Source organism: Neobacillus rhizosphaerae (genome assembly GCF_050477885.1).
Taxonomy (GTDB): domain Bacteria; phylum Bacillota; class Bacilli; order Bacillales; family Cytobacillaceae; genus Neobacillus; species Neobacillus rhizosphaerae_A.
In genome coordinates this window covers 1-11768 of the sequence record NZ_JBCNAC010000128.1, presented here as the reverse complement: position 1 = coordinate 11768, position 11768 = coordinate 1, and the positions used below count along the sequence as shown (strand labels likewise).

General features: G+C 37.8%; 14 protein-coding genes. 7 read left to right on the top strand and 7 right to left on the bottom strand.

What is annotated here, in order from left to right; all coding sequences use genetic code 11:
* Positions 1 to 34 precede the first annotated feature (34 nt).
* The gene (locus ABES03_RS18110) at positions 35 to 598 is read right to left on the bottom strand and encodes a DUF2777 domain-containing protein (RefSeq protein WP_430119209.1); all 564 of its coding nucleotides are present in this window, start codon (positions 596 to 598) and stop codon (positions 35 to 37) included.
* 267 nt (positions 599 to 865) lie between these two features.
* Here ABES03_RS18110 and asnB point away from each other — a divergent pair, with 267 nt between their 5' ends.
* Positions 866 to 2713: an asparagine synthase (glutamine-hydrolyzing) gene (asnB, locus tag ABES03_RS18105; protein WP_430119207.1), complete on the top strand. Its 1848-nt coding sequence runs from the start codon at positions 866 to 868 to the stop codon at positions 2711 to 2713.
* Between the two features lie 92 nt (positions 2714 to 2805).
* Positions 2806 to 4203 (top strand): alpha-amylase family glycosyl hydrolase, encoded by a 1398-nt coding sequence (locus ABES03_RS18100; RefSeq protein WP_430119205.1) that lies wholly within the window; start codon positions 2806 to 2808, stop codon positions 4201 to 4203.
* 36 nt (positions 4204 to 4239) lie between these two features.
* Here the strand turns inward: ABES03_RS18100 and ABES03_RS18095 are convergent, their stop codons facing one another.
* Entirely contained in the window at positions 4240 to 5112 is an 873-nt protein-coding gene (locus ABES03_RS18095) for an SDR family oxidoreductase (RefSeq protein WP_430119203.1), read from the bottom strand.
* A gap of 149 nt (positions 5113 to 5261) precedes the next feature.
* Positions 5262 to 5753, bottom strand: coding sequence for a YajQ family cyclic di-GMP-binding protein (locus ABES03_RS18090; protein ID WP_309865891.1), 492 nt, complete (start codon positions 5751 to 5753; stop codon positions 5262 to 5264).
* Between the two features lie 166 nt (positions 5754 to 5919).
* Here ABES03_RS18090 and ABES03_RS18085 point away from each other — a divergent pair, with 166 nt between their 5' ends.
* Together ABES03_RS18085 and ABES03_RS18080 are read left to right on the top strand one after the other, a co-directional pair.
* A complete protein-coding gene (locus tag ABES03_RS18085) occupies positions 5920 to 6783 on the top strand; it encodes a CvfB family protein (protein ID WP_430119201.1) in 864 nt (287 codons plus the stop codon).
* 73 nt (positions 6784 to 6856) lie between these two features.
* Positions 6857 to 6988: a DUF3941 domain-containing protein gene (locus ABES03_RS18080; protein ID WP_081810752.1), complete on the top strand. Its 132-nt coding sequence runs from the start codon at positions 6857 to 6859 to the stop codon at positions 6986 to 6988.
* 58 nt (positions 6989 to 7046) lie between these two features.
* Here the strand turns inward: ABES03_RS18080 and ABES03_RS18075 are convergent, their stop codons facing one another.
* A complete protein-coding gene (locus ABES03_RS18075) occupies positions 7047 to 7904 on the bottom strand; it encodes a DegV family protein (protein ID WP_430119199.1) in 858 nt (285 codons plus the stop codon).
* Between the two features lie 114 nt (positions 7905 to 8018).
* On the opposite strand from ABES03_RS18075, the gene ABES03_RS18070 reads away from it, so the two are divergent.
* Positions 8019 to 8861, top strand: a complete 843-nt coding sequence (locus ABES03_RS18070) for a YitT family protein (RefSeq protein ID WP_430119197.1) — start codon at positions 8019 to 8021, stop codon at positions 8859 to 8861.
* An 18-nt stretch (positions 8862 to 8879) separates the two neighbouring features.
* The gene (locus ABES03_RS18065; protein WP_430119195.1) at positions 8880 to 9668 is read left to right on the top strand and encodes a BsuPI-related putative proteinase inhibitor; all 789 of its coding nucleotides are present in this window, start codon (positions 8880 to 8882) and stop codon (positions 9666 to 9668) included.
* Positions 9669 to 9690: 22 nt separating this feature from the next.
* On the opposite strand, the gene ABES03_RS18060 is transcribed toward ABES03_RS18065, so the two are convergent.
* The 3 genes from ABES03_RS18060 to ABES03_RS18050 form a co-directional block, all read right to left on the bottom strand.
* Complete coding sequence (locus ABES03_RS18060) at positions 9691 to 9876, bottom strand: DUF3813 domain-containing protein (protein ID WP_430119193.1); 186 nt, start codon at positions 9874 to 9876, stop codon at positions 9691 to 9693.
* A gap of 1 nt (position 9877) precedes the next feature.
* Positions 9878 to 10030 carry a hypothetical protein gene (locus ABES03_RS18055; RefSeq protein WP_430119191.1) on the bottom strand — a complete coding sequence of 51 codons (153 nt, stop codon included), beginning with the start codon at positions 10028 to 10030 and terminating at the stop codon, positions 9878 to 9880.
* A 109-nt stretch (positions 10031 to 10139) separates the two neighbouring features.
* A complete protein-coding gene (locus ABES03_RS18050; RefSeq protein WP_430119189.1) occupies positions 10140 to 10955 on the bottom strand; it encodes a Cof-type HAD-IIB family hydrolase in 816 nt (271 codons plus the stop codon).
* Between the two features lie 303 nt (positions 10956 to 11258).
* Between ABES03_RS18050 and ABES03_RS18045 the strand changes: the two genes are divergently transcribed.
* On the top strand, positions 11259 to 11567 hold the full coding sequence (locus ABES03_RS18045) for a metal-sulfur cluster assembly factor (protein ID WP_430119187.1): 309 nt from the start codon (positions 11259 to 11261) through the stop codon (positions 11565 to 11567).
* Positions 11568 to 11768 lie beyond the last annotated feature (201 nt).

Below are 11768 nucleotides of genomic sequence, written 5' to 3'. Positions count from 1 at the left end.
CTGTCGGGGCTGACCAAGGCGCCTCCGCTTTTCTTTATGAAATAATCTTTTCAATGATTAATCGTTTTCCGGTATTTAATGTGAATTCAAACCGATCATTGACCTTTTCGTAGTAGCAAAAATGATGCTGCACGTTACAAATCTGCTCTTGATTATCGAATACTATGAAGTTTACACCATCTTTTCGGTGTTCATCCGACAAGAAAGATAAATGGTTATAACAATAAATACAATCGTAAATAGAGAAATTCAATGAGTTTAATGTAGTGATAAACTGAAAAAAGGCATCATCATTAACTCCATCCAATAGCCTTTCAAGTGAATAAACTAAATGCTTTCTTATCCTTATTAAATCGTGGTCACGAAATAAAATAACTTCCTTCCCACACTGAACTTTCCCAGGTTCATTTAAAATCCCTTTCCTCCAACGGTTGAGGCGAAAAATCTCTATTTCTTGATGAATAAAATCTTCTAACATTGTAGCTTCATCTGTTTCCTCGTCGAAAAAAATCCATTGATTATTAATTTGTTCCACTGTTCCTTCGTTAAAGGCCCGATGCTGTATATCGTATAGCTTTAGTCGTTGTTGTCGATTCATCATTAACCTCCATGCCATTTACGTTCATTCTTCTTTGTAGACATCTTTGTGTCTTTTTATAACCTGTTTATTTCAAAAAAAATTTTTACCTTGTTAGCTAATCTCACAAGAATAAGCCCAGGGAGTAATGGTTTCATATAGTCTTGATAATTGGCTTTTTGAGAAGAGCCCTTCCGTTTTTGTAGGACAATTAACCAATGAACATGGGCTGAATACAATGAACCATGTAATCAAGGTTAATAATCTGAAAGTAGGGAAGTGAAATAAATGTGCGGAATCTCGGGGTGGATAGATTTTGACAAAGCAATTAAGAACGAAACCGAAACCCTTAAGAAAATGGTCAATACATTAGAAAGAAGAGGACCTGATGAAACTAACATCTGGTATGATACGCATGTTGGATTTGGGCATAAAAGATTAATTGTTGTCGACCCTGAGGGGGGAAGACAGCCAATGACTAAACAAAAAGACGGTTTTAATTACACCATTTGTTACAATGGGGAATTATACAATACTGAAGATATCCGCAAAATACTCCTTACTAAAGGATATTCCTTTAAGGGTCATTCTGATACAGAAGTACTGTTAACAGCCTATATAGAATGGGCAGAAGAGTGCGTAAATTATTTAAATGGGATATACGCCTTTGCCGTTTGGGACTCAAAAAGGGAACTACTGTTTATTGGACGAGATCGTTTAGGGGTAAAACCGTTATTCTATAAAGAACATAAAAAGGGATTCGTCTTTGCTTCAGAGATTAAAGCGCTACTTGCCCATCCTGAAATAAAAACAGAAATTGACCATGAAGGACTGGCAGAGGTCTTTGGTGCAGGGCCGTCAAGATCACCAGGATCGGGTATATTTAAAGGTATTAAAGAGTTGAGACCTGCACATGCTTTAACTTTTTCCAAGAATGGGTTAAAAATATGGCGCTATTGGAATGTAAAGAGTGCAGAACATAAGGAAAATGCAGAGGAAACCGCTGAAAAAGTCCGTTATTTGGTTACCGATGCCGTCACAAGACAATTAGTATCAGATGTTCCACTGTGCACCTTTTTATCAGGCGGTCTTGATTCAAGTATTATCACAGCTATTGCTGCAAAGGGGTTTGAAGATCAAGGAAAAGGGCAGCTTCATACTTATTCAATTGATTATGAGGGAAATGATCAATATTTCGCTTCGAATGAATTCCAGCCGGAAGCGGATGGGAAATTCATTCAAATGATGACCAATCATTTTGGCACCAAGCATAATAATAAGACAATTACTCAAGCACAATTAGTAAAGGATTTATTAGAAGCGACTCACGTGAAAGACCTTCCGGGAATGGCAGACGTCGACTCCTCGTTACTTTGGTTCTGCAAAGAAATTAAAAAAGATTTTGTCGTTAGTTTATCAGGAGAATGTGCGGATGAAATCTTTGGAGGTTACCCATGGTTCCATCGTCAACAGGACTTAGAGAGACCGGGCTTTCCATGGATGCGATCTGTCAATGAGCGGCAAGCATTACTACAACCAAAATGGCAGAAAAGACTAAAGCTAGATGAATATTGCTTGGAGCAATATAAACAGGCGATTGCTGAAACACCCAAACTAGATGGAGAAAGTTTAGAGGAATCAAAGAGAAGAGAATTATTTTATATTAATATGACATGGTTTATGACAACACTACTTGATCGCAAAGATCGGATGAGTATGGGGGCTAGTCTGGAGGTTAGAGTTCCTTTTGCTGATCATCGCCTCGTCGAGTATGTTTGGAATATTCCTTGGGATTTAAAAATGTATCGTGGTAGGGAAAAAGGCATTCTCAGAAAAGCATTTGAAGGCATTATTCCTGAGGAGGTCCTTTACCGAAAGAAAAGTCCTTATCCAAAAACACACAATCCTGAATATACTATGGCCATTCAGAAATGGATGGAAAAGATCCTCCAAGATAAATCTTCAGTTCTACATGAATTCTTCCAAAAAGACCAGTTAGAAGGGATTGTAAGTTCGGGGGGGAAATCCTTTCAGGAGCCATGGTTTGGTCAGTTGATGACAGGTCCACAATTATTGGCATACCTTGTGCAGCTTCATACATGGTTTAAGGATTATAATATTAACATAGTAAATTAACTTTACATTTGGAATAAAGACCATATTGGATTAAAATAGTGTAGGGAAGAGGATATCCTCTTCCCTTTTATAGGGAGGTTAGGTAAAAATATATGAAAAAAACGATACTCATGTTAATTATTTTCTTATTATTTTCTTCGTTTCCTGCGCATGCAGAGGTGAAAAAAGAAAACCGGTTATGGCAGGATGAATCCATTTATTCCATTATGATTGATCGATTCAACAATGGAGATATAACTAATGATGTGGATGTGAATGCTAAAGACCCGTTAGCCTATCATGGCGGTGATTTTCAAGGGATTATTGAACGACTAGATTACATACATGATATGGGGTTTACGGCCATACGTTTAACCCCTATCTTTGATAATTCGAAAAATGGGTACCATGGATATTCAGTAACTGACTATTATAAAACGGACGAGCATTTTGGTACTATAAAAAAATTTCAGGAACTTGTAAAAGAAGCGCATAAGCGGAAAATGAAGGTAGTTATTGATTTTGTTACAACCACAGAAGCAACAAACCAATCCGTGGACGAGGCTTACTTAATTAATGCAGCAAAATGGTGGATCAAGAAGACCAATATTGATGGATTTAGTTTACCAGAAGTGAACCAAAAAAAATTAGGTTTTTGGCAAGATTTTTCAAAACAAATCAAAGAAACGAAAAAGAACTTTTTCTTACTTGGCGTACTTTCCCTAGATACTGGTGCTGACCAAAAGGAATACGAACAAGCTGGAATTGACAGTATATTAGATTACTCTAATCTTGAAAATATAAGAAAAGTGTTTGCCACTACTGATGAATCCCTCAGTCAACTTAACGCTGAAACTGATAAAGGACAACCAACCTATTTACAACCATCATTTATGGATAATGAGTATACAACCCGGTTTACTACTGACATTGTTGAAAAGCGACAGTTTCCTGGTTCACGTTGGAAAACAGCATTGACTTATTTATATACTACACCAGGAATCCCCTTAATTTATTATGGGACAGAGATTGCCCTAATTGGTGGGGAAATTCCGGATAACCGCAGGCAGATGAATTTTCGAGCGGATAAGGACCTGATTGATTATATAACGAAAATAGGTGAATTAAGGAATCAGCTCCCCTCATTAACAAGAGGCAGCATGGACATGCTTTATGAGAAAAAGGGGATGATCGTCTATAAACGAACGTATAAAGGCGAAACATCTGTAGTTGCAATTAATAATACAAGTAAATCACAGAAAGTCATTTTATCGAAGGATCAAGTGGAAAGCGGTAAAGAACTTAGGGGGTTACTTGGTGGGGATATTGTCCGTAGCCGAGACAATCAATACATCCTTATTCTTGATCGGGATAACTCAGAGGTTTACGTATTAACTGAAAAGAGTGGAGCCAATATTCCGCTAATAGCTTCCATGATTATTGTATATATTCTTGTATCCATTTTCCTTTTTTTCATCATAAAAAGAAGGAAAACAAAAAAAGTAGAGTAAACGCATTGGGGCAATCCCAATGCGTTTTTCTTATCATCAGCCATTTACAACTTTTCCACCGTTGACATGAATCATTTGGCCACTAACAAATGAAGAGTCATCTGAGGCTAGGAATACATAACTTGGTGCCAGTTCAAAGGGCTGTCCAGCTCTCTCCATAGAGGTATTGGAGCCGAAAGTGGCAACTTGATCAGCAGGGAAGGTAGATGGAATGAGCGGTGTCCATATCGGTCCAGGGGCAACTCCATTTACACGTATTCCTTGGGGGGCGAGTGATTTAGCCAAGGAACGAGTAAAGGTTACAATGGCCCCTTTGGTTGCGGAATAATCCAATAATTGTTCATTTCCTTCGTAGGCAGTGATTGACGCTGTATTGATGATCGAGGCTCCTTTTTTTAGATAGGGTAGGGCCATTTTTGTCATATAAAAGCAAGAAAAAATATTGGTCCGAAAAGTTTTTTCGAGCTGGGCCGCTGTAATATTTAGTAGACTTTGCTGGGGATGCTGTTCGGCTGCATTGTTCACCAAAATATCGAGTTTACCAAATTTCTCTATTGTTTGATTCACAATCTCTTTACAATGGTCTTCTTCCCCAATATCGCCAGAGAAAAGGAGACAACGGCGTCCCTCTGCTTCAATCAGTTGCTTTGTTTCTTCTGCGTCCTGGTGTTCATTTAAGTATGCGATCGCAACATCTGCACCTTCTTTAGCAAAATAAATAGCCACTGCTTTTCCAATTCCGCTGTCTGCACCAGTAATAATCGCAGTTTTACCTGCTAATTTGCCTCCTGCTTTATAATTTGAATCGACAAACTTCGGTCGAGGATTCATTTCACTTTCTATACCAGGTTGATGGTTCTGATGTTGAGGGGGAAAGGTCTGTTTCTGTTGATTTGGTTTATTACTCATTTGTATAACCTCCTATGATTGATTTATCTTGTTATTCTTTGGACTAATAGAGAAATTATGAACCAAAAATAAAAAAGACGAGAAGGATGGAATCCTTTTCGTCTTATATACACTACTTATGACCGAGTTAAACTTTAGTTTTGCATCCACTATCTATAGTTAATAAACTGGACATCTACAGTAAGATCTGCTTCACGAACCAAGGAAATTATTTTTTGTAAATCATCACGGTTTTTTCCACTGACACGGACTTGGTCGTCTTGGACCTGACTTTTTACTTTTACACCACTGTTTTTTATAATGGTATTAATTTTTTTTGCATTTTCTTTATCAATTCCTTGGACAAGCTTGGCTCTTTGACGAACGGTCCCTCCAGAAGCTTTTTCTATCTTCCCGTAATCAAGGTTTCTAACGGGGATCCCTCGCTTAATCAACTTTCCAAGTAATACATCCTTTAATTGATCTAGTTTATACTCATCATCAGAAATGAGAACAAGTTCTTCCTTGTCTAGACTTACTTCACTCTTACTCCCTTTGAAATCATAGCGTGTACTAATTTCTTTCATTGTTTGGGTGATGGCATTGGTGACTTCAGAAAAATCAACTTTGGATACAATATCAAATGAGCTATCTTTAGACATAAACAAACCTCCATGTATTTTAGTATGTAGAAAACATACCTGCTAGAGTTTCCCTTTATGGGTACATTATAGTAAAATATAGCAGTTCAAACAACTTTATAAAAAAGCAACATGAACCACTAACAGATAATTTATTAAAAACGCTTCGAAAGAAAGGAACGTTAATATGTCAATAAATGAACTAATCGGCCAAACAACCACCTTAACTGTTGCAAGAAAAGCAGCATTTGGCTATTTTTTAACGGACGGAAATGAAGATGTGTTACTGCATATAAATCAAGCTAATCAAGAATTAGAAGAAGGTGATGAAGCAGAAGTTTTTTTATATGTTGATTCTGAAGGTCGAGTCTCTGCTTCAATGACCATTCCGGAAATAGCTGTTGGTCGCTATGGGTGGGTTAAGGTAACAGACACGAACCCGAGAATAGGTGTCTTTTTAAATATCGGACTTCCTAAGGACCTTTTGCTTGGTATAGATGATCTGCCAGTCCATAAGTCTGTCTGGCCAAAAGTTGGCGATTTAGTTTATATCACAGTAAAACTAAGCAGCACTAACCTCCTTTATGCAAAGCTTGCCACCGACCAAATTATTGAATCCATTTCTGTAAAAGCAACCAGAGACCATTTCAATAAAAATGTTCAGGGGCACATATACCGGACAGCTAAGGTTGGCAGCTGGATTTACACGTTAGAAGGCTTTAAAGGATTTATTCATGAATCTCAAAGACCACAAGAGCCTCGTTTAGGCGAAAAAGTGGAGGGGCGGATCGTAGATGTGAAGGAAGACGGCACAGTGAATGTATCTTTACTAGCGAGGAAAGAAGAATCTCAGGATATCGATGCAGACCGAGTTTACGACTACCTACTCAGCAGAAACGGAGCTATGCCTTATAATGATAAAAGTACGCCTGAGGACATACAAGACCGTTTCAACTTAAGCAAGGGTGCATTTAAAAGGGCACTCGGAAAACTAATGAAAGACGGAAAGGTATATCAAGAAGGTAGCTGGACGTATGTAAAAAAAGATTAACTTAGATTACATACTCTATTTCGTAATGACAGACAATAATGACTGACAAAGGAATTACGAAAGGAGTAATTACATGCCACACACATCTGATAACGATAAAAAAGCACAAGATAATAACGCCTTAAGACATGAGAAAAATATGATGCGCGAAAAAAATCGCCAGGCAGGTAAAAATCAATATTCTAAAAAGACAGATCATAAATAAATAAATAAATAAATAAAGAAGAAAAACCAGAGCAGAAAATTGCTCTGGTTTTTCTTCTTTATGATAGTTGGTTTAAAAAGAAAATAGAAATGGTTCCTGCACCTGTATGCGCACCAATAGCTGAACCAATGCTAGAGATATAAACCTCTTTTGGATGAAACTCTTCCTCGATCAATTCTCGCATTTCTTGAGCCAATTCCTCATTATCCGCATGACTAATGCCGATGGTTTGTTCCCCCATATTGGCTCCTCGTTCATTCATGATTTCAATAATACGGCGTAGTACTTTCTTTTTACCTCTTATTTTTTCGATTGGAACAAGCTTGCCATCTTCAACATTTAAAATCGGTTTAATATTTAAAAGTCCTCCAAGGAAGGCAGATGCCTTGGATACACGGCCGCCCTTTGCTAAATAATCTAAATCCTCAACAGTGAAGAGATGTTCCATATGCTCACTTCTAAAACGCACATCGTTTAAAATGTCCTCTTTGCTTGCGTTGTTCATTGCTAGTTTGGCTGCTTCTTTGACAATTAGTCCAACACCAAGAGAAGCACATTTCGTATCAACGATCGTTAAATTAAAGTTTGGATATTTTTCCTTGACTTGGTCAAGAATCATAACAGCGGTTGAATAAGTTCCTGATAGCTCAGAAGAGAAGGCTATGTATATTCCATCTTCATTTCTTTGGGCCATTTGTGTGAAGACTTCTTCAAACAAAAGGGGAGAGGTCTGAGATGTTTTAGGGGTAGAACCATTTCTGATGGCATCATAGACCGTTTTTGGATCAATATTTTTAACATCTTCGTATTCTTCTCCATTTAGATGGACCTTTAATGGGAGAAGTGTGACATTGTTTTCATCATAAAAACTTTTAGGTAAATCGCATGCGCTATCTGCTAGTATTTTTACCTGCATGAAGCTCACCTGCTTTCAAGCGTTATTTAGTTTCAGTTTATCGGTTTCGCCTAAAAAATACAATTATGTAATTTTTGAAGGGTTGACAGAACAAGAATAAAGGGGGAACTATCGTTGATTTGGCAAGAATCCAAAAAAATAGTTATTGTGATCGCGGGTGCGTTACTAAATGCACTGGCAATGAATTTATTTCTGATTCCGGCTAATGTTTATTCAAGCGGATTTACTGGAATTGCCCAATTACTTTCTAAGGTGCTAAGTGATTATACACCTATTCAACTCTCCATGGGTATTTTATTGCTTCTATTAAATATCCCAGTAGCCATTCTAGGCTGGAGAAAAGTAGGAAAATCCTTTACCGTTTACAGCTTTTTAAGTGTGTTAATGTCCTCGTTTTTTTTAACCATCATACCTATCAAACAAGTATCCCAGGATATTTTACTTAACGCCGTATTTGGTGGGGTTATTTTAGCTGTAGGTGTGGGGATTACTTTGAAGTGGGGAGCATCAACAGGCGGTGTGGATATCATCGCGATGGTTTTATCGAGAATGAAGGATAAGCCGGTTGGCCCGTACATGTTTATCTTAAATGGGATAATCATTGTAACTGCGGGCTTCCTCTTTGGGTGGGAAAAAGCACTTTATACACTAGTTACTTTATATACCTCTACAAGAGTCATTGATGCCATTCATACAAGACATGCGAAGCTCACGGCAATGATTATAACGAAAAAAGCAGAAGAGCTGAAAAAGGCCATCCATGGATCGCTAGTTAGAGGAATCACAATGATCCCAGCAAAAGGAGCATTTTCAAACGAAACAAGGGACCTGCTAATGATCGTCATTACTCGCTATGAACTTTATGATTTAGAACGAATAATTAAGGAAGTAGATCCAAATGCGTTTACAAATATCATCCAGACCACAGGAGTATATGGTTTTTTTCGGAGAGAATAAAGGAAAAAGGAGACCAACATGCGAATACTACTTTGTGTTATTACATTACTTTTCCCAACTTTGCAAAAAACAGTTACAAACGGGGTGAACGAACTGGATTATCGTTTTTATGTCATTCCGACTGCGGGATCAGAAAGGGTAGATTTCGAAATAGTCGTAGAAAACACTGGGGAGATACCGCTTCACTTTGAATTTCCAACTTCTCAATTGGTTGAAATAACGATTACGGACCAATCAGGTAAGGAGGTTTATGTCTATTCAAAAGGCCGATATTTTTTGCAGGCATTTCAGACGGTTAGTATAGAGCCACATCAAACCTTTAGACGAGTGGAAAAATGGAATTATCAATTTAAAGGTGGTCGGGTTCCACCTGGGGAGTATACAGTTCATACCACATTCCGTCCTATTAGGATAAATGACAAACCCATCACCAATCGAACCAAGCTAACCAATAGTCAAAAATTCCAAGTTCCAGAAGAAAACCATGTCTTCCGTCAGGTAAAGGTGTCAGGCACCAAAGGGAATTATGTTGTCACTGGAGAGGCAAATGTAAATAACCGTCAATTATATTATTCAGTCGAAGATGGCCATACGGAATTTATCCCTGAAACAAAGCTTTTAGTTTCTTCTGATAAGGGGGAGTGGAGACCATTTAAGCTAGAGGTACATCTTCCGAATGAAAAGCTTCCTGCAAATGGGTCTTTGTTGTTAAACCTTTATGACCGGAGCCGGGACGGAAAAATCACTCATACCTATCCTGCAATCCTTGAACAACTTCATCATGAAAAAAGCAGAGGCACCGAATAAGGTGCTTCTGCTTTTTGTGCAGCTATCTGATCTGTTCAAGCTCTTGTTGCATTTGTTGGAGCTGTTCCTGCTCTGCTACAGTCGAGTTTGCATAAGCAGAACTTAGAGCATTCTTTGCTTTTGCTACAGCAGAATCATACTCAGCTGGGTTGGCAGATTTCGCCATTTCAACAAATCTCCGTGCTTCCTGGAACAATTGGTTTCCCATGTTATATTCCTCCAAGCGAGGATTCATGCACATTGGCCATTTTCTGAGCTTCTGCTTCAGCGTAGGTCATGTGATAAGGGATACGTTCAGCATGCTTGCTGACAGTATCCACTCCTTGCTGGACAAAGCGTTTTGATTTGTTACGTTTACCCATTCGAATCCCTCCAATATGCTCAAGCTTTGATTGAAACAGCACCGCTGCCTCAAAAATAGTATGCTCCAATAGGAGGTTGTTCATTTAGGAAAACAATGGCGATTTAAAGTTATAACTTTAAATTTAACAAATCTGTCAAATATTGTCCGACTCCATCTTCTTCGTTGCTTAGGGTGACATCATTAGCAATGTTTTTTACTTGGTCGATGGCATTACCCATAGCAATACCATGACCAGCATATTCAAGCATTTCAAGATCGTTATCCTCGTCCCCGAAAGCAATGATTCTTTCTGCAGGAATGCCAAAGTACTCTGAAGCCTTTTTCAGCCCAACTGCTTTATTTAATCCGATTTTTATTATTTCAATAACATGCCATGGCGCAGCCCAACTGCGGTGATCAATCACTTCTGCATGTACATCCGATAAATGCTGTCTAATTGTTTTTAGCTGATCTTCTTCTGTATGGATTAACATACTGGTAGGGGAATCTTGTAAGTATTCAGCAAGGTCACCGGTAGTAATCTTAGGATTACCGAAGCTAAAAATGTCTAAAAGCTTTTCATCATGATAGTGGAAATAAACGTCATCGATTACTTCTGCAATGATGTTATGGAAATGAAAGCTTCTGCAAGCTTCAACAATGTCTTTGGCTACCTTAACATCAAGCGGTTCATGATAAAATCCCCAATTAGGATTTCGAGGATGATGCATAAACGCTCCGTTAAAATTAACAATGGGCGTGTCCAAATTTAACTCACGATAATACATTTCACTTGAACGAAAAGGGCGGCCTGTTGCAATCATAACTATATGACCTTCATCCCTTGCTTTATTTAAAATTTCCTTCGTTTTTAAAGAGATGGTTTTATCATCTTTTAATAATGTTCCATCTAAATCTAATGCGATTAAATGTCTCTCTGCCATATGGACTCCTTTATACTCATGAATTCTCAATAAATGCATACTTTTAGTAAAAAAATGAACTGCATGATACACTACATTTAATGAGTTTCAAAAAAGTGGACTGGTTACTTCTATATTTACTATGTTAACAATTATATATCCAAACTGTAAAAAATTTCACACCAGGATTAAGTAAAAAACTATATACTTTTATTGTAAGAAGAAGTGAATGGTCATCTTCGAGATTTATTCACCCACTTTTGGGAAATTGTATTAGAGAAGTAAATATTATATAAATCGTACCATTTAAAGGAGCGGAAGGAAATGAATGAGGATTTAAGAGAAAATATTATGGGTGCACTGGAGTTAGTCATTGACCCAGAACTAGGTGTAGACATTGTTAATTTAGGATTAGTATATAAATCAGAAATGGATGATGAAGGAAAGGTCACTATTGATATGACATTAACTTCAATGGGGTGCCCTTTGGCTGGAACAATCGTTGATCAAGTAAAAAGAGCACTTGCAGATATTCCTGAAGTCAAGGATGTAGAAGTAAATATTGTTTGGAATCCGCCATGGAATAAAGAAATGATGTCACGCTATGCGAAAATTGCTTTAGGCATCCGCTAAGAATTAAATAATAAACTCACTAAAACAGAGGAGTCTATCCACTGTCAGGCTGTCGAAATACTTTCGATAGCCTTTTGTTTTCTTTAAATGTCAGAAGGCAGGGGAACTTCGGACAGAGAAGGCGGAAAAAACAGAAACATTGTCAGAAGGCAGGGGAACTTCGGACAGAGTAGGCGGAAAAAACAGAAACATTGTCAGAAG